At 72.8% G+C, this 16,765-nt stretch carries 16 protein-coding genes; 5 read left to right on the forward strand and 11 right to left on the reverse strand.

Annotated elements, in window-relative coordinates:
* Window positions 1-17: 17 nt before the first annotated feature.
* Both AB0K00_RS04595 and AB0K00_RS04600 read right to left on the reverse strand, forming a co-directional pair.
* Window positions 18-1,649 carry a DUF4331 domain-containing protein gene (locus AB0K00_RS04595; protein ID WP_363515263.1) on the reverse strand — a complete coding sequence of 544 codons (1,632 nt, stop codon included), beginning with the start codon at window positions 1,647-1,649 and terminating at the stop codon, window positions 18-20.
* Window positions 1,650-1,907: 258 nt separating this feature from the next.
* Window positions 1,908-2,681, reverse strand: coding sequence for an SAM-dependent methyltransferase (locus tag AB0K00_RS04600; protein ID WP_363515266.1), 774 nt, complete (start codon window positions 2,679-2,681; stop codon window positions 1,908-1,910).
* Window positions 2,682-2,712: 31 nt separating this feature from the next.
* On the opposite strand from AB0K00_RS04600, the gene AB0K00_RS04605 reads away from it, so the two are divergent.
* Window positions 2,713-3,909: a hypothetical protein gene (locus AB0K00_RS04605; RefSeq protein ID WP_363515268.1), complete on the forward strand. Its 1,197-nt coding sequence runs from the start codon at window positions 2,713-2,715 to the stop codon at window positions 3,907-3,909.
* 322 nt (window positions 3,910-4,231) lie between these two features.
* The gene (locus tag AB0K00_RS04610; protein ID WP_363515271.1) at window positions 4,232-5,110 is read left to right on the forward strand and encodes a SigB/SigF/SigG family RNA polymerase sigma factor; all 879 of its coding nucleotides are present in this window, start codon (window positions 4,232-4,234) and stop codon (window positions 5,108-5,110) included.
* Between the two features lie 60 nt (window positions 5,111-5,170).
* Here the strand turns inward: AB0K00_RS04610 and AB0K00_RS04615 are convergent, their stop codons facing one another.
* The 6 genes from AB0K00_RS04615 to AB0K00_RS04640 all read right to left on the reverse strand — a co-directional run bounded on the left by AB0K00_RS04615 (window position 5,171) and on the right by AB0K00_RS04640 (window position 11,968).
* Window positions 5,171-6,037: an SMP-30/gluconolactonase/LRE family protein gene (locus AB0K00_RS04615; protein ID WP_363515274.1), complete on the reverse strand. Its 867-nt coding sequence runs from the start codon at window positions 6,035-6,037 to the stop codon at window positions 5,171-5,173.
* The gene (locus AB0K00_RS04620; RefSeq protein WP_363515277.1) at window positions 6,030-7,004 is read right to left on the reverse strand and encodes an ABC transporter permease; all 975 of its coding nucleotides are present in this window, start codon (window positions 7,002-7,004) and stop codon (window positions 6,030-6,032) included. Before AB0K00_RS04620 ends, AB0K00_RS04615 begins: the two co-directional genes overlap by 8 nt.
* The gene (locus tag AB0K00_RS04625; protein WP_363515280.1) at window positions 7,001-7,942 is read right to left on the reverse strand and encodes an ABC transporter permease; all 942 of its coding nucleotides are present in this window, start codon (window positions 7,940-7,942) and stop codon (window positions 7,001-7,003) included. The genes AB0K00_RS04620 and AB0K00_RS04625 overlap by 4 nt, the downstream gene beginning before the upstream one ends.
* On the reverse strand, window positions 7,935-9,374 hold the full coding sequence (locus tag AB0K00_RS04630) for a sugar ABC transporter ATP-binding protein (protein ID WP_363515283.1): 1,440 nt from the start codon (window positions 9,372-9,374) through the stop codon (window positions 7,935-7,937). Before AB0K00_RS04630 ends, AB0K00_RS04625 begins: the two co-directional genes overlap by 8 nt.
* Window positions 9,371-10,459 (reverse strand): sugar ABC transporter substrate-binding protein, encoded by a 1,089-nt coding sequence (locus AB0K00_RS04635; protein WP_363515286.1) that lies wholly within the window; start codon window positions 10,457-10,459, stop codon window positions 9,371-9,373. Before AB0K00_RS04635 ends, AB0K00_RS04630 begins: the two co-directional genes overlap by 4 nt.
* A 291-nt stretch (window positions 10,460-10,750) precedes the next feature.
* Window positions 10,751-11,968, reverse strand: coding sequence for an ROK family transcriptional regulator (locus AB0K00_RS04640; RefSeq protein ID WP_363515289.1), 1,218 nt, complete (start codon window positions 11,966-11,968; stop codon window positions 10,751-10,753).
* 106 nt (window positions 11,969-12,074) lie between these two features.
* Here AB0K00_RS04640 and AB0K00_RS04645 point away from each other — a divergent pair, with 106 nt between their 5' ends.
* On the forward strand, window positions 12,075-12,449 hold the full coding sequence (locus AB0K00_RS04645; protein WP_363515292.1) for a nuclear transport factor 2 family protein: 375 nt from the start codon (window positions 12,075-12,077) through the stop codon (window positions 12,447-12,449).
* A gap of 93 nt (window positions 12,450-12,542) precedes the next feature.
* Complete coding sequence (locus tag AB0K00_RS04650) at window positions 12,543-12,734, forward strand: hypothetical protein (RefSeq protein ID WP_327010904.1); 192 nt, start codon at window positions 12,543-12,545, stop codon at window positions 12,732-12,734.
* Between the two features lie 85 nt (window positions 12,735-12,819).
* Here AB0K00_RS04650 and AB0K00_RS04655 read toward each other — a convergent pair whose 3' ends face one another.
* The 3 genes from AB0K00_RS04655 to AB0K00_RS04665 form a co-directional block, all read right to left on the reverse strand.
* Window positions 12,820-13,998: a DUF6596 domain-containing protein gene (locus AB0K00_RS04655; protein ID WP_363516425.1), complete on the reverse strand. Its 1,179-nt coding sequence runs from the start codon at window positions 13,996-13,998 to the stop codon at window positions 12,820-12,822.
* Between the two features lie 65 nt (window positions 13,999-14,063).
* A complete protein-coding gene (locus AB0K00_RS04660) occupies window positions 14,064-14,396 on the reverse strand; it encodes a YciI family protein (protein WP_363515296.1) in 333 nt (110 codons plus the stop codon).
* Window positions 14,397-14,426: 30 nt separating this feature from the next.
* A complete protein-coding gene (locus tag AB0K00_RS04665) occupies window positions 14,427-15,737 on the reverse strand; it encodes an amino acid permease (protein ID WP_363515299.1) in 1,311 nt (436 codons plus the stop codon).
* A gap of 62 nt (window positions 15,738-15,799) precedes the next feature.
* Between AB0K00_RS04665 and AB0K00_RS04670 the strand changes: the two genes are divergently transcribed.
* The gene (locus AB0K00_RS04670; protein WP_363515302.1) at window positions 15,800-16,756 is read left to right on the forward strand and encodes a helix-turn-helix domain-containing protein; all 957 of its coding nucleotides are present in this window, start codon (window positions 15,800-15,802) and stop codon (window positions 16,754-16,756) included.
* The last annotated feature ends 9 nt before the right edge of the window (window positions 16,757-16,765 follow it).

Below are 16,765 nucleotides of genomic sequence, written 5' to 3' on the forward strand. Positions count from 1 at the left end.
GCCCCGCGGTTGGGACATCAGGGCTGGGTGATCCCGCGGCGGCGCCGCCACCAGCCGACGAAGAGCAGGACACCGAGCCCGGCGGCGATCGCCGACGTGCTGACCGCGATGGCCGTTATGCCGGTGCCGGACTCGAACGCCGACGGCGTCGTGTTCGGCTGGGCCGCCTCGGCGGACGCCGACGGGCCGGTGCCGTTCGCGGCGGCCGCACCGCCGGTGCCGCCGCCCTTGTTCACCGACTCGGTGTTCGGCAGCGCCAGGTAGGGGAAGGAGCCGCTGAACGCGTTGTCGTTCGCGTCGACCTTGTCGCCGGCGGCGAGGGCGTCGACGAGCTTGCCGGTCTGCGCCGCACCCTCGACGGCCTGCACCGCGATGTCGACGACGTCGTCGGTGAGCCGCCGGCCGTTCGGGAAGCCCTGCAGGTCGCCGGCGAGGACGCCGAGCCGGTTCGGAGCCGCTGCGACCGGCACGCCCAGGTTGAGCCGCAGCATCTCCGACGGCCGGAAGTCGGCCGCGACGACGTCGGCGTTGTTGAGCTGGGAGTTGAGGTCCGCCTTGATCGGCCCGTTCGCCTTGGTGGTGATGCCGGTCAGGAAGATCTCGACGAGGTCGTTGCGGGGTGCCGGGGGCGCCGGCACCTTGTAGATGCCCTCGATGAGCTTCGGCAGCTCCGGGTCGGTGACCCGGGCGACGACGGCGGGGATGCCGGCGTCCTTGTCGGGGCTGATCGAGTTGAACGCGTCCTTCAGCGAGGCCGGCACGACGACCTCGTTCACCAGGGGGTTCCCCAGCCGGGACACCTGGACCTTCTCGCCCGTGACGGGACCGGCCTGGCCGGCGACCCGGGTCTTCGCGCGTTCCGTCGTGGTCCAGATGCCGATGACCGGGTTGCGCTTCACGTCGCCCTTGAGGGCCACGTCGGAGAACGGCACCTGCAGCGCGATCGTGTTGACGTTGTAGCCCGCCAGGGTGTCCTGGCCGACCTCGCTCAGGTCACCGCCGTACAGCAGGTCGAAGACCCGCAGGTCGAGGAAGAACGGGTCGTCGGCCTGGCCGGCGTAGACGTTCCAGCCGCCCGGGAGCCGCTTGTTGGCGTCGTTGCGCAGCTTCGCGTAGTCGGGCATCGTGGCCTTGCCGACCCGCGACGGAGCGACCGGCGCGCCGGTGATCCTGGTCTTGAAGGGCTCACCGTGGAACGACGACTCCAGGGTGTAGGTCTGGCGGAAGAGCAGGTTCTCGTCGTCGAGTGAGGTGACCGGGCCGTTGGCGTACAGGAACGTGTCGCCGCCGCGGCGGTCGATGTTCTGGAACGTCCAGCGGAACACCGCGTCGGCCTTCGCGTCGCCGTCGCTGTCGACGTTGATGTTGTAGACGGCGTCGGTGGCGAAGGGGTAGAAGTTCGGGCCGCCGTTCGGCTCCTCGAACGGCTGCCAGTTGGCGATGAACGTGACGTAGCCGGCACGTTCGGGGCTGACGAACGCGTAGAGGTCGGTGTTGTCGACCGCCGGGTCGGCGGCGATGAGCGGCGCCTCCCGGTGGCTCGAGGCCGACGAGGTGCCGGGCCCGAGGCCGGCGAACGCCACACCGGCCGCCACGAGTGTGGCGGCGGTGGCACGCCACCGGCGACCTGCCCGGGTTGGAGTGGTCATGAGGGTGGTCCTCCCGCGTCTGGAGCGGTCCGGTGGTGGACCGCTGCACGAGAGGACTTCGCGTTCGCCCGGTCGATGGATGGGTCGGTGTCGGCTTGCTGTCAGCGACCCATCCGCGCCGTCACCGGCTCCGAATGACCCGCCGCGAAGCGCCGTCACCAGCGCCGAGCCGGCCGCCGTGAAGCGCCGTCACCAGCGCCGAGCCGGCCGCCGCGGAGCGCCGTCACCGGCCGCGGAGCGCCGTCACCGGGCTCCGGGTCAGCGGCCCCTGAGCACCCCGACGCCGCCGTAGCCGTGGGAGACCTGCTCGTCGCCGTCGTCGGGCCGCCAGTCACCGAGCCACACCAGACCGGGCTCGAGCAGCTCGTAGCCGTCGAACAGCGCCGCGATCGCCGCCTTCGTGCGGGGCGCGAGCGGGGCGCTGGACTGCCGGTACACCTGCTGGCCGGCGGCGGCGGGGGCAGCCGGGACGCCGTCGAGGGTCAGGTGGGACACGACGAGGTGACTGCCGGGCGCGGTCGCGTCCCGCAGCCGGGCGATGAGGTCACCGGGGTGCGCCTCGTCGGGCACGAAGTGCAGGATCGACACCATCAGGACCGCGACCGGCTCGGTGAAGTCGAGGTGCTCGGCGACGTGGGGGTCGGCGAGCAGCGCCTCCGGGTCCCGCAGGTCCGCGCACGCCACCGACACCCGGTCCAGACCGTCCACAAGGGACCGCGCCTGGGCGACCGCGACGGGGTCGTTGTCGACGTAGACGACCTTGCCGTCGGTCATCTCGTGCACGTTGCCCTGCGTCGGCAGGCCGGTGCCGATGTCCAGGAACTGCCGGACGCCCGCCTGCGCCAGGTGCCGCACGGCCCGCTGCAGGAACCGCCGGTTGGTCCGCGCCGCGGCCGGAGTGTCGGGGAAGATCGCCAGGATCTTCTCCGCGGCCTCCCGGTCGACGGCGAAGTTGTGATACCCGCCGAGGTAGTAGTCGTACATGCGGGCCACGTTGGGAACACTGGAGTCGACGTCGCCGAGACCGGTCATCCGCTCACCTTAATGGGGTACGTTGCGGCGCATGCTGGACGGACTCGACGACATCGGCTGGGCGTCGCTGGAGCACGCGTACGGGCCGGCCGCCGACGTGCCCGGCAACCTGCGTGGCCTGCTGGCCGGGTCGCAGGAGGAGCGCCGCCGCGCGCTGTCCGGGCTGTACGGCGGCATCTGCCATCAGGGGACCCGCTACGAGGCGAGCGCACCGGCGGTGCCGTTCCTGCTGGAGCTGCTCGAGGACCCGGCGACCCCGGACCGCGCCGCGATCCTCGGGCTCGTCGCGGCGATCGCGGTCGGGCAGCACGAGGCGTGGCTGCCCGGCGGGTTCCCGGCCGCCGAGCTGCGCACCGCCGCGGCCGGCGGCGCCGAGCTGCTGGCTGCCGCGCCGCCACCGGCGGAGGACGACGAGGACGAGGACTTCGAGGACGGCACCCGCCTCGACTACTGGGAGGGCCTCGACGACGCGCAGCAGCACGCCCTCGCCGCGTACGTCGACGTCGCCGCCTACGACGCGGTCGGCGCCGGCCAGCCGGTCCTGCGCGGCCTGCTGGCCGACGGCGACGCGGCCGTGCGCGCCGGCGCGGCGTTCACCCTCGGCTGGTTCGCCGAGGACCAGAAAGGGGTGGACGGCAACGCCAACGTCGCCGCGCTGACCGGTGCGGTCGGTGACCTGTCCCGCTCCGTCGCGGCGACCGCGCTCGTCGCCCTCGGCCTGCTCGGCACGACTATGCCGGCGGCGCTGCAGGACCCGAAGGCGGAGATCCGGTGGGGCACGGCGATCGCGCTGGCCCGCGTGCACGGCGCCGGCGCGGGCGCGGACGCCGCGGCGGAGCTGCTGGGCTGGGCCGGCGGCACGAGCACCGCCCGGCCCGGCATCCCGTTCCTCGGCGGCGACCTCGCCGGGTACGCGGCGCTGTCCCTGCCCGGCCTCGGCGACGCGTACGCCGCCGCGACCCTCGACGCGCTGCTCGCCCGGCTCGGCTCCGTCACGGGCGTGGAGACCCTGCCGGTCCTCGGCACCGCGCTGCGGGCCGCCTTCCCGGACGGTCCGCGGCCCGCCGGCGCCGCGCTGGACGCCACCCAGCGCCGGCTCGCGCGGGTGCTCGCCGGCGCGCCCGCCGCATGGCAGCTCGGCGGGCACAGGTTCGGCAACGTGACCGGGCTGCTGCGGGCATACGGCCTGCCCGGCGACCCTGAGGAGCTGCGCGCGCTGGCCGCCTGACCGCACCCGTGCGCGGGGGTCGACTGTTGTCGTCCGGCAATTTGTTGTACGGTGGGTGAGTCGTCACCACAGGCGACCTGCCCATGTTGCGTCAGCAGCGTGACGAGGCGGGTTGCCGGCCGGGCCCGTCCAGACAGCGGCGGTCCACCCGGTGGTCGACGGTTCTCGGTCTTACCGCCGGCGCTCAAGACACGGGCGCTGTGAGCGATCTTCTGACCGGTCTTGAGCCTTGTGCGTCCTGTTCAGGGATGCCCGCTCGTCGTCGCTCCAAACGACGTCCTACCCGGACGGACCGGTCATGCACCGAAAGGCTGACCCTGCCGTGAGCACTGACATGTACACCGAAGCCACCCTTATCGGCACCACCGACAGCGTCGAGGTCACCACCGCGCCGGCGCCCGCCGCCGCGACCCCCGCGCCGACCGCCGGGTCGCACCGCACCCGGGAGTCCGACGCGCAGGCCAAGGCCCTGCTGTCCCTGCTCGCCGACCTGCCCGCCGGCGCCGACCGCGACCGCGTCCGGGCCCGGCTCATCGAGCTGTACATCCCCCTGGCCGAATACCTCGCCCGGCGCTTCCGCAACCGCGGCGAGCAGTTCGACGACCTCGTCCAGGTCGCCAACCTCGGCCTCATCAAGTCCGTCGACGGGTTCGACCCGAACCGCGGTGCCGCGTTCACCAGCTACGCCATCCCGATGATCGTCGGCGAGCTCAAGCGGCACTTCCGCGACAAGGGCTGGGACGTCCGCGTGCCCCGCCGCCTGCAGGAACTCCGCCTGGAGATCTCGAAGATCTCCGGCGACCTCGCCCAGGACCTCGGCCGCTCCCCGACCGTCGCCGACCTCGCGACGAAGCTCGGGGCGAGCGAGGAAGACATCATCGAGGGCCTCGACTGCGGCCAGGCGTACCGCGCGCTGTCGCTGGACGCGCCCGTCGGCGAGGCCGGCGACGGCGGTGCCACCGGCCTCGGTGACCTGCTCGGCGGCGACGACCCCGACATGGCCAACGTCGAGAACCGTGAGGCACTGCGCCCGCTGCTGGCGAAGCTGCCGGAGCGTGAGCAGAAGATCATCGCGATGCGTTTCCACGGCAACCTGACCCAGTCGCAGATCGCAGCCGAGCTCGGCATCTCCCAGATGCACGTGTCCCGGCTCCTCGCGGGCGCGCTGAAGACCCTGCGCGCGTCCCTGACCAGGGACTGAGCTGATCAGGCACGGACAACTGCGCGGCCGGCCCGGGACTTTCCGGGCCGGCCGTCGCGTTCAGCCCTGGTAGCGCGGCGCGGGCAGCCCCCGGGTGCCCGGGTCGAGCAGCAGCAGGTGCCCGGAGCGCGGCGCCTCCGCACCCCGCCCCCGGCGGGCGCTGGTCACCGCGAGCTGGTCCAGGTCCGGCCCCACGAACGCGCACCGGGTCGGGCGGGGCACCGGCACCTCCACGACCCGGTCGACCCGGCCGTCGGGGGAGTAGCGCACGATCCGCCCGCCGTCCCACTTGCAGTTCCAGACGTAACCGTCCGCGTCGACGGTCACCCCGTCCGGGAACCACGCCTCGTCCTCGTCGGAGACGAACAGCCGCCCGCCGCCGACGGCACCCGTCACGGGGTCGAACTCGTAAGCGGTGATGCTGCTGCGGGCCGAGTCGACGTGGTACATCGTGCGCCCGTCGGGGCTCCACGCCGGGCCGTTGGACACGATGACGCCGCCGAACGCCTTCGTGACGGCCAGGTCCTCGTCGAAACGGTAGAACGCGCCGGTGGCGCCGGTCTCCGCGACGTCCATCGTGCCGAACCAGAACCGCCCGGCGGGGTCGACCGCGCCGTCGTTGCACCGGTTGCCGGGAAGGTCCGTCTCCAGCTCCGCCACGATCTCGACCAGGCCCGTGTCGACGTCGATGAACGCGACGGCGTGCCGCAGCGCCGCGACCAGGCCGCCGCCGGCCCGCAGCCCGACGCTGCCGGCCGTGTACGGCAGCTGCAGCGTCGCGACCTCGCGGGTGGCCCAGTCGAGCGTGAACAGCAGGTCCTGGTCGATGTCGACCCAGTGCAGCCGGCCCTTCACGTCATCCCACAGGGTGCTCTCGCCCAGCTCGCAGGCGAAGTCGTGCAGTGTCTCGACCGGGGTCTCAATCATCGGCGCGCTCCCTGCCGTAGGTGAAGAGGATGGCGAGGATCACCAGGCCGTAGATGACGTTGCGACCGTACTCCGGCACGCGCTCGGCCTGCAGGAGGGTCACGATCGCGACCAGGGTGATCGAGCCGGCGACGACCCCGACGTAGTGCCCGCGGCCGCCGAGGATGGACACGCCGCCGACGACGACCGCCGCGATCGACTCGAACAGGTACGGGTCGCCCAGGCCCAGCGACGGCTGCCCGCCGTAGGCGACGAGCGTGATCCCGGCCAGGGCCGCGAACACGCCGCTGAGCACGTACAACGCGACCGTGACCCGGCGCACGCCGACGCCGGCGAGGAACGCCGCCCGCGGGTTGTTGCCCACCGCGTACACCCGGCGGCCGAACGTGGTGAGGGTCAGCAGCACCGTCACGAACAGCGCCACCCCCGCCCACAGCAGCAGTTCCGCCGGTACGCCCCAGACCCGCCCGACGACCAGCCGGCGCAGTGGTTCGGGGGCGTACGACGCGCACGAGCCGCAGGTGAGGCCCTTGGACAGGCCGAGCGACAACCCTTGCAGGACACCGTTCATCCCGAGGGTCATGACGACCGCGGGCACGCCGAGCCAGGCGACGCCGAGCCCGTTGGCCAGGCCGACGGCGGCGCCGGTGCCCAGCGCCAGGACGACGGCGAGGGGCAGCCGGTCGGCCTGCCCGAGGCTGCTGGTGGTGAGCACGATCGCGGCGCCGTTGAGCACCCACGGCATCGACAGGTCGATGCCGCCGACGAGGACGACGAGCATCTGCCCGGCGCCGACGAACCCGATGAAGCTGGCCAGGACCAGCATCGTGCGCAGGCTCGTCCACGACCCGAACCCGGGGTGGATGACGGCGCCGGCGACGAGGATGGTGGCCGCGGCGGCGAACGCGTACAGCACCCGCCGGTGCGGCCCGGCGAGGACCCGCTTCGCCGTTTCCGGGAATGTCATGTCCGCCTCCAGCGCGCCAGGGTGCTCAGGCTGCCCAGCAGGACCGCGACGACCAGGAACAGGCCCTGGAACAGCGACTGGTACAGCGGGTCGATGCCGGCGAAGAACAGCACGTCGATGACGAGGGTCAGCGCGAACGCCCCGGCGACCGCGCCCAGGGCGGAGCCGCGACCGCCGGCGAACGCGATGCCGCCGACGACGACCGCGGCGATCGACGTGAGGATGAACGAGTCGCCGGCGTTCGGGTCGCCGGACGTCGTCGTGGACACGTAGAACACGGCGGCGAGGCCGCTGCAGACGCCGGACAGGGTGTAGACCCCGACCTTCACCCACACGGTCGGCACGCCGACGGCGCGGGCGGCGGTCTCGTCGCTGCCGACGGCGTAGACCCGCATGCCGAAGCGGGTGCGGCGCAGCGCCAGCCAGCCGGCGACCGCGACCCCGAGCCAGATCAGCGCCGTGGGCATGTCGGGGTCGGTGAGCACCGAACGCACCGCGGGCGAGATCTCCCCACCGGGTACCGGCAGCACCTTCAACGCAAGTCCACTGTAGACGGACAGGGTGGCGAGGGTGGTGAGGATCGGCGCGATGCGGCCCTTGGCGACAATGAGCCCGTTGACGGCGCCGCAGGCGGCCCCGGCGCCGACCGCGGCCAGCATCCAGCCCGCGGTGACGGCGGCGTTGCCGGTCGACCCGGCGGCGACGATCGCGACGCCGAGGCCGACCATGCCGCCGACGGACAGGTCGATGCCGCCGGTCAGCACGACCAGGCTCTGCCCGATCGCCACGAACACCAGGGGCAGCGACGTGTTGAGCAGCGACAGGTAGTCGAAGGACGTCGGCAGGTGCCCGAGGCTGGTGGTGTACACGACGAGGTAGGCGACGGCGGTCGCGGCGAGAACCGCGTAGCCGAGCGTGGCGGCCCGCAGCTCAGACATGCTGACGCTCCCGCATGGCGGCCGCCACGATCAGCTCGGCGTCGCCGACCGGTCCGGGCAGCTCCGCCGCGACCCGGCCCTCCCGCATCACCAGGACCCGGTGGCACAGGTGCGCGATCTCCTCGGTCTCGCTGGAGTACAGCAGGACCGCCCGGCCCTGCGCGGCGAGGTCGGCGACGAGGGCGTAGAAGTCGTGCTTCGTCGCGGCGTCCACGCCCCGGGTCACGTCGAACAGCAGCAGCACCTCCGCGCCGCTGAGCAGCCAGCGACCCATCAGCACCTTCTGCTGGTTGCCGCCGGACAGGGTGGCGACCGGGTGCCCGATGCTGGCGGTGCGCACCGCCAGCCGGTCCACGATGTCGCGCACCGCCCTGTGCTCGGCGGCCCGCCGGACGAACCCGGCGACGGAACGCCGCTCCAACGTCGCCAGCGCCAGGTTGTCGCGCACCGACATCGGCAGCAGCAGCCCTTCGGCCTTGCGGTCCTCCGGTACATAGGCGATGCCGATGCCGGCCCGGATCGCGTCCTTCGGCCGGCGGATCACCCGGGTCGTGCCGCCGACGGTGACCTTCGCCGGGGTGCGACTCGCGCCGAAGAGGGTCAGGAACAGCTCGCGCTGCCCCTGCCCGGCCAGGCCGCCGATGCCCAGGATCTCGCCGCGGTGCAGCCGGAGCCCGACCCCGCCGACCTGCCCTTCGAGGGCGACGTCGGTCCCCGGTGGGGTGAGCGGCGGATACGTGGCCTCCAGGGTGCGGCCGCTCATCAGGGTCACCGCCTCGGACTCGGTGAGCCGGTCGCGGGTGGTGACGTGGGTGCCGTTGCGGAACACGGTCACCCGGTCGGCGAGGGTCTCGATCTCGCGCCACCGGTGCGAGGTGAACACCACGCAGCAGCCCTCGGCCCGCAGCCGCCGCATGTGCGCGGCCAGCCACGCCACCTGCTGCTCCTGCAGCGCCGCCGTCGGCTCGTCCAGGATCAGCACCTCCGGGCGGGTCGCGAGGACCCGGACCAGCTCCACGACCTGCCGGTGCGCCACCGACAGGTCGCGGGTGACGGTGCGCGGGTCGAGGTCGTCGATGCCGTGCTCGTGCAGGACGTCCCTCGCCACCGGCACCAGCTGCCGCCGCGCGACCAGGCCGAGCCTTCCCCGGGGCGGGTCGTGCAGCAGCAGGTTCTCCGCGATCGTGAGGTCCGGCAGCAGCGACAGCTCCTGGAACGCGGTCGCCAGCCGGCCGGTGACGCGGACGCTGCCCCGGTCGGGCTTGATGAGGCCGCACAGCACCTTGATCATCGTGCTCTTGCCGGCGCCGTTCTCGCCGGCGAGGGCGTGGATCTCGCCGGGACGCGCCGCGAACGACGCGTCCCGCAGAGCCCGTACCCCGCCGAAGGAGCGGTCGACTCCTTCGGCGTGCACGGCGTGCGTGTCCATCATCCGAGTTTCACCGCGAGGGTCTTGCCCGGGCACGGCGTGCCGTCGGTGGCGGCCTCCTGGCAGAGCACGACGGTCGCGTTGGGCCCGGAGTCGGTGAAGTCGGCGAAGAAGCTGTCCGGCAGGTCCGGGAACACGGTCTCGCCGACCTTCACGGTCTCCGAGGTGACCATCGGGAACGGGATGGTGACGCTGGTCTTCGGGTGCTCACCCTTGATCACGGCCCGGGCCAGCTCCAGGGAGATCACCGACAGGAACGGTGGCTGGCCGATCGACATGCCGTTGACCTTCGGGGGTGTCACGCCGGCGAGGTACTTGCGGAAGCCGTTCTCCGCCTCGCCGCCGACGACCGGGACCGGCCGGTTGGCCTCCAGGAACGCCTTGATGACGCCGTCGGTGCCGCCGGACACCCACACCCCGTCGACCTTGGACAGGCTCGGCAGCTGCGCGGCGGTCTGCCGCTGCGCGGTCGCGGAGTCCCACATCCCGCTGTACGTGGCGACGACCTTGATGCCCGGGTTGGCGTCGAACACCTTCTTCGCGCCGGCGTTGCGGTCGTTGTCGGCGCCGGTGCCGGCCACGCCGGTGACCATGACGACGTTGCCCTGGCCCTTGAGCTGGTCGACGATGAACTGCGCGAGCTGCTCGCCGAACTTGATCTGGTCGGTGTTGACCGTCAGGCCGCACTTGTTGTCGACGGTGTTGTCGAACGACACGACCACGATGTTGCGGTCGCAGGCCTGCTGGACGACGCCGTTGAGGCCGCTGGTCGACGCGGCGTTGATGACGATGCCGTCGACGCCCTGGGCGATCAGGTTGGAGATCTGGCGGCTCTGCGTGGCGACGTCGTTGCCGGCGTTGAACACGCTGCAGTCGACCTGGTCCTTGTACGGCGGCATCGCGCACGCCGCCTTGAACACGTTCTCCATCTCGACCCGCCACCCGTTACCGATGAACGAGTTCGACAGGGCGATCTTGAGCTTTCCCTTGCCTTCCTGGGGGGTGCTCTTCCCGTCGCTGCAGGCGGCGGTGGCGGGCAGCAGGAGCGCCACCACCAGGAGGGCTTTCGCGTAGCGCGGTAGAATCATGGTTGCTCCACCTTCGACGATCGGCGGCGGACGGCAATCCGCGGCCGGTTGTTTGTGCTGCATTGGCGTGCGGCAGGGCGGCCAGAGCCGATTCGCTCTGGCCGTTTCCTCTTTTCGGGCGCGCTTGTATCAGCGCTGTGCGGCGCGTTACCTCTGGTGGTTCGGGCGTGCGCCGGCCGGACGACGGGTTGGGAAGGCCGGCCGGCGGGTCGGCGGCCGCCGCGAACGGCGGTGGGGTGTCAGCCGCTTGCGCGGCGGTTCGGTGTCAGCCGTCGTGTTCGGCGGCGGGTGTCAGCGGACGGGGAGCGGAAACCTGGTGGCGTCGCGGAGCACGGCGGCGGCCGCACCCACGACGACGACCACGTCGATACCGATCTCACCGGCGACCACATCGGGGACGGCCTCCCCGGCGTGGATCGCGCGGCGCATCATCGACTGGCGCAACGGCTCGATGAGGATGTCACCGGCCGGCGCGAGACTGCCCCCGAGCACGATCAGCTCGGGGTCGAGCAGGTTGTACATGTTGGCCATGGCGACCCCGATGTGCCGGCCCGCGTCGGCGAGGACGCGGCGGCACCCGGCATCACCCTCGTGCGCGAGGGCGATCACCTCGCCGATCGACGGCCGGCGGCCGTGGCTCTGCCACAGCTGATCGGTGATGGCGTCCGGGTTGGCCAGGGTGTTGAGGCACCCCCGGCCGCCGCACGCGCACACCAGGCCGTCCTCGTTGATGGTGGTGTGGCCGATCTCGCCGGCCGTGCCGTTCGCGCCGACGTAGAGGCGTCCGTCCATGACGAACCCGGCGCCGATGCCGGTGGCGGTGTAGATGTAGGCGTAGTCCCGCAGCCCCCGCGCGGCGCCCCAGGTCATCTCGGCCAGGGCGGCGAGGTTGGCGTCGTTGCCGGCGTGCACCGGCAGCCCGAGGACGTGCTCGGCGAGCAGCCGCGGGTCGAGGCCCACCCACGGCTTGAGGGTGCACGCGCGGCCGGTCAGCCCGGTCCGCCGCTGGATCGGCCCCGGCATGGCGATGCCGACCCCGATCACCTCGTCGCGGCGGAAGCCCGTCTGCTCCAGCAGCCCGTCGATCAGCCGGTCGACCAGCAGCAGGGTGTCCTCGGGTGAGGTCTGCTCGTCGACCCGGACCGCCTCGTGTCGCAGCAGCTCCTGCGCCACGTCACACACCGCGATCCGCACGATGCCGTTGCCGATCTCGACCCCGATGGCGGCGCCGAGCCCGCCTTTGAGCCCGATCAGCGTCGGCGGCCGTCCGGCCTTCGCCACCCCGCCGCGGGTGGGTGCGTGACCGTTGCCGGCCCGCGGCCCGTCGCCGCCGATCTCGACGACCGCACCGGCCTCGATCAGCTCCCCGACGACGCTGGCGACCGTCGAGCGCGACAGCCCGATCTCGGCGAGCGCGGCCCGGCTCATCGCACCGTGCTGCCGCAGCGCGTGGATCACACGGCTGCGGTTCGCGCTGCGTTGTGCGGATCCCGAGTCGAGCGGCGACATGCCTTGAGTATTCGCATTCCTCATGGTCCAGTCAATAGACACAACGGTAGAGCGCTTCCGCGACCATAGTTCTGCCTGATTCAGTCAAAACAAGCACGCTGGAGTGATGATGGAACCGCAACCCGCACTGACCGCCATGAATCACTGGATCATCGGCGCGGCCACCGGCGACTGGACCCGGCTCATCGGCATGCTCGACCCCGCGGTGACCTTCCACGTCCCGGTCGAGGGTTTCGCCGGGGTACGCCACGGCGCCGCCGACGCGGTCCGCTTCTTCGACTGGCTGGCGGCGAACGTGCGCGCCGATCTGGTGATCCACGCGACCCTGACGGGCGGGCCCGGGGTCGCCTTCGAGGTCCAGGTCACCGGCACCATGACCGGCGAACCGTTCACCCAGCGCCTGTGCCTGGTCTTCGAGACGCGCGACGGTCTCGTGACCGCCTTCCGCGAATACCTCGCCTGGCCCGGCGGCCTGCGCTGAAATGTCCGCGCTCACTCACACGGGTGCCCCGGGCCCCGGGTCCGCACCGGGGCGGCTTCCCGGCCGTTAGCCTCGGACGAGGGGGTGGGCGAAATGGGTAAATCGCCGGAATTGAAATGGGTCCTGCGGCCGGACCGGAACGGCGTGCACCACGCCGAGCTGGCCCCGCACGACGGCAAGGAGATCTACGCGTTCGGGGACACCGACGTCAACGGTCGCGTCGAGATCACGCTGATGGACGGCACGCGTGTCCGTGCGCGGCGGGGCGAGCTGATCCCCTGCTGAACCGGCGGTCCGCCACGCCGGCGCTGGGCTTCCACGGCCCCTCCCGCCGGCCGGCAGGTCCGCACCTTGCTCCGGCGTCCGGCCCTCACGGCCGGGCGCCGGAGCCGTTCAGGCGGGACTCGAGGAAGGCGCGTTCGACGGCGTTGTCGCACAGGGCGATCGCCGCCCGGTACGCCACCTCCGCCTCCGCGGTCCGGCCCAGGCGGCGCAGCAGGTCGGCGCGCGCCGCCGGCAGGTAGTGGTAGGCCGCCAGCCGGGGGTCCTCGGCGAGCTCGTCGAGCAGGGCGAGCGCCGCCGCGGGGCCGTCGGACATCGCGACCACGACGGCGCGGTTCAGCGCGACGACCGGCGACGGCCAGGCGCGCAGGAGCAGGTCGTACAGGCCGCGCAGCTGGCACCAGTCTGTGTCGGCGTAGGTGGGTGCCTCGGTGTGCACGGCGGCGATCGCGGACTGCAGGGCGAAGCGGCCGGGCCGGCCACCACGCAGGCAGCCGCGCACCAGGCGCAGGCCGTCTGCGATCTGGGCGGCGTCCCAGCGGGTGCGGTCCTGCTCCTCGAGCAGCAGCAGCCGGCCGTCGGCGGCGACCCGGGTGGCGCGGCGGGCGTCGTGCAGCAGCATGAGGGCGAGCAGACCCTGGGCCTCGCGTTCGTCGGGCATGAGGGCGCACAGGGTCCGGGCCAGGTCGATCGCGCGCTCGACCAGGTCGGGGCGCAGCAGGTCGGGGCCGGTCGGGGCGGCGTGGCCGGTGGTGAAGACCAGGTGCACGACGGTGAGCACCGCGTCGAGCCGGTCGGGCAGGTCCTCCAGCGGCGGCACCCGGTAGGGGATGGCCGCCGCCGCGATCTTCTTCTTCGCGCGGGTGACCCGGGCCGCCATCGTCGGCTCGCTGACCAGGAACGCGCTGGCGATCTCCGCGGTGCTCAGGCCGCAGACCAGCCGCAGCGTGATGGCCAGCTGCGCCTCCCGCGCGAGGGCCGGGTGGCAGCAGGTGAACACCAGCCGCAGCCGGTCGTCGGGGATCTCGTCGGGCGGCTCGGACTCGTCCACGTCGGGCACCACCAGCAGCGGCAGCTTCGAGCGCAGCGTCGCGGCCCGCTTGTGGGCGTTGAGCGCGCGGCGCTGGGCGGCGACCGTGAGCCACGCGCCGGGGTTGGCCGGCACGCCCTGGCGCAGCCAGGCGTCCATGGCGGCGACGTACGCGTCCTGGACGCACTCCTCGGCCAGGTCGAGGTCGCGCGCGACGCGCACCGTCGCGGCGAGCACTCTGGCCCACTCGCGACGGTGCGCGTCGGCGACCGCCTCCCGGACGGCGGCTGGCTCCAAGGCGACTACTCGAACACCATCACGGGACGGACCTCGACGCCACCGAACCGGGCCGGGCAGAGCTTGCTGATCGCCAGGGCCTCGTCGAGGTCCTTCGCCTCGATGACGTAGTAGCCGCCGAGGACCTCCTTCGTCTCCACGAACGGGCCGTCGGTGACGACGTCGCCGCGGATCGTGGTGGCGGTCTGGGTGGGCTGCAGGGCGTTGCCGCCGAGCAGCTTCTCGCCGACCTGCTCCGAGAAGCGGTTGTGCGCGTCCATCACCTCTTGGAACACGGACTGGTCCGCGCTCTCGTAGTCGGCCTCGTTCTCGTAGATCAGGATCAGGTACTGGGACATCGTGGGGCTCCTTCAAGGGAAAACGTCCTCTTACACTCCTACGTCAATCGGGACGTCTCCCGGATCGACAGGCCGGTCGAACTTTTTTCCCACGAATTTTCTGTCCGCGAGCCTCTTGTCCGCGAGCTTCTTGTACGCCAGTGCGCAGCCGGCCACGGCGACGGTGCCCAGGACGTACCAGCCGCTGAGCACCAGCAGCCCGAGCGACGCGGCGAAGGAGACCGCGGCGCACCACCACACCGGCGTCCGGCGCGGCAGGAGGCGCAGCGCGGCGGCGGTGCCCAGGACGTACACCAGGACGAACGCGCCGCTGGTCAGCAGCACGAGCGGGCGGGTGCCGGTGCCGGTCAGCGTGGCGAGCACCAGCGACACCCCACCCAGCGCCGCGACGACGGCGAGGCTGCGCCGGGGCACCTCACCGGCGCCACTGCCCCGCCCGAACCACGCGGGCAGCGCCGCGTCCCGGCCGAGCGCGGCGCCGAGCTTTGCCGCGCCCGCGTAGTAGGCGTTCATCGTGCCGAGCGTCAGCAGGACCGCGGCGCCGGCGGTGAGGACCTTGACCTGCCCGCCGACGCCCCGCGCGAGCAGCTCCGCCAGCGGCGCGTCGCCGGGCTCCGGCCCGAGCACGAGGATGCTGGCGGCGGCGATGCCGAAGTACAGCACCCCGACGACGACGAGGGCGATCGCCGTGGCGCGCGGCAGGTCCCGCGCCGGCCGGCGGAAGTCGGCGGCCAGCGACGTGACCGCCTCCCATCCCGCGAACCCCCACACCAGCAGCGCCGCCGCCGAACCGACCGCCCACCAGCCGTGCGGCGCGAACGGCCGCAGGTGGCCGGGGTCGGCGTGCGGCAGCGCGGTCACGGTCGCCGTCAGCAGCAGGGTGACCAGCAGCAGCGCCAGCCCGAGCTGCAGCCGGCCGGACACCCGCACGCCCCCGAGGTTGCCGGCCGTCACCGCGAGCATCAGGCCGGCGGCGGTCAGCAGCTCCGTGCGGGTGCCGCCGCCGAGCGCCGCCGCCACGTACGCCCCGGCGAACAGCGCCGCCGCGGGCGCGCCGACCGGCACGGCCAGGTAGAAGCACCAGCCGACGACCGCGGCGGCCCGTTCGCCGAACGCCTTGCGCGCGTAGGTGGCCACGCCGCCCGAGTCGGGGAACCTGGCGCCGAGCGCCGCGAACGTCGCCGCCAGGGGCACCGACAGCGCGATCAGCGCGGCCCAGGCGACGAGCGACGCGGGCCCGGCGGTCTGCGCGGCGAGGGCCGGCAGCGCGATGACCCCGGTGCCGAGCACCGCACCGATCGAGAGGGCCGCCCCTTGCGGCACGTTCAACATGCCGTTCATTCGACCCGGTTTCCCCGCCGCCAGCGAGTGGCAGGAATGCCATGTTGGATTAGATTCGAGCCATGAGCCCGCGTCACATCGTCGGCGTCGCCGCCACCGAGGACATGCCGGTCTTCGAGCTCGCCGTGCCGTGCGAGGTGTTCGGCATCGACCGCAGCGACCTCGCCCCGCCGTGGTACGAGCTGCGCTTCGCCGCCGTCACGCCCGGGGTGCTGGCCTCCCGCTCCGGCATGACGATCACCGCGCCCTACGCCCTGCCGTCCCTGCTGGACGCCGACACGCTGATCGTCCCGGCGTTCGCCCGCGCCACCCAGGTGTCGCCGCCCGCCGCCCTGGTCGAGGTGGTCCGCGAGGCGTACGAGCTGGGCCGCCGCATCGTGGCGATCTGCACCGGCGCCTACGTGCTCGCCGCCGCGGGCCTCCTCGACGGCCGCCGCGCCACCACCCACTGGATGAACGCCTTCGACTTCACCCAGCGCTTCCCCGCGGTGACCTTCGACCCCGACGTGCTCTACACCTGCGACGGCACGATCTTCACCTCGGCCGGCACGGGCGCCGCGATCGACCTGTGCCTGCACCTGGTCCGCCTCGACCACGGCGCCGCGGTCGCCAACGAGGTCGCCCGCCGCATGGTCGTCCCGCCGCACCGCGACGGCGGCCAGTCCCAGTTCGCCCACCCGCCGCAGCGCCCGCGCACCCCGGACGCGCTCGGCGTCGCCCTGGACTGGGCCAGGACCCGCCTCGACCAGCCGCTCACCGTCGCCGACCTGGCCCGGCAGGCCCGGCTGAGCCCCCGCACGTTCGCCCGCCGCTTCCGCGAGTCGCTCGGCACCAGCCCGCTGCAGTGGCTGCTGGGCCAGCGCGTACGGCTGGCGCAGGAACTCCTGGAGACCACCGACGACTCGATCGAACGCATCGCCCACCGGACCGGCCTGGGCACCCCCGCCAACCTGCGCGCCCACTTCGCCCGCCAGACCAGCGTCACCCCCACCACCTACCGCCAGGTCTTCCACCGCTGACCCAGGGCC

It is taken from the genome of Dactylosporangium sp. NPDC049525, assembly GCF_040676755.1.
Taxonomy (GTDB): Bacteria; Actinomycetota; Actinomycetes; order Mycobacteriales; family Micromonosporaceae; genus Dactylosporangium.

Coding starts and splice junctions, on each gene's coding strand:
- AB0K00_RS04595 (WP_363515263.1), bottom strand. CDS start 1,649: ATGACCACTCCAACCCGGGCAGGTCGCCGGTGGCGTGCCACCGCCGCC.
- AB0K00_RS04600 (WP_363515266.1), bottom strand. CDS start 2,681: ATGACCGGTCTCGGCGACGTCGACTCCAGTGTTCCCAACGTGGCCCGC.
- AB0K00_RS04605 (WP_363515268.1), top strand. CDS start 2,713: ATGCTGGACGGACTCGACGACATCGGCTGGGCGTCGCTGGAGCACGCG.
- AB0K00_RS04615 (WP_363515274.1), bottom strand. CDS start 6,037: ATGATTGAGACCCCGGTCGAGACACTGCACGACTTCGCCTGCGAGCTG.
- AB0K00_RS04620 (WP_363515277.1), bottom strand. CDS start 7,004: ATGACATTCCCGGAAACGGCGAAGCGGGTCCTCGCCGGGCCGCACCGG.
- AB0K00_RS04625 (WP_363515280.1), bottom strand. CDS start 7,942: ATGTCTGAGCTGCGGGCCGCCACGCTCGGCTACGCGGTTCTCGCCGCG.
- AB0K00_RS04630 (WP_363515283.1), bottom strand. CDS start 9,374: ATGATGGACACGCACGCCGTGCACGCCGAAGGAGTCGACCGCTCCTTC.
- AB0K00_RS04635 (WP_363515286.1), bottom strand. CDS start 10,459: ATGATTCTACCGCGCTACGCGAAAGCCCTCCTGGTGGTGGCGCTCCTG.
- AB0K00_RS04640 (WP_363515289.1), bottom strand. CDS start 11,968: ATGTCGCCGCTCGACTCGGGATCCGCACAACGCAGCGCGAACCGCAGC.
- AB0K00_RS04645 (WP_363515292.1), top strand. CDS start 12,075: ATGATGGAACCGCAACCCGCACTGACCGCCATGAATCACTGGATCATC.
- AB0K00_RS04650 (WP_327010904.1), top strand. CDS start 12,543: ATGGGTAAATCGCCGGAATTGAAATGGGTCCTGCGGCCGGACCGGAAC.
- AB0K00_RS04660 (WP_363515296.1), bottom strand. CDS start 14,396: ATGTCCCAGTACCTGATCCTGATCTACGAGAACGAGGCCGACTACGAG.
- AB0K00_RS04665 (WP_363515299.1), bottom strand. CDS start 15,737: ATGAACGGCATGTTGAACGTGCCGCAAGGGGCGGCCCTCTCGATCGGT.
- AB0K00_RS04670 (WP_363515302.1), top strand. CDS start 15,800: ATGAGCCCGCGTCACATCGTCGGCGTCGCCGCCACCGAGGACATGCCG.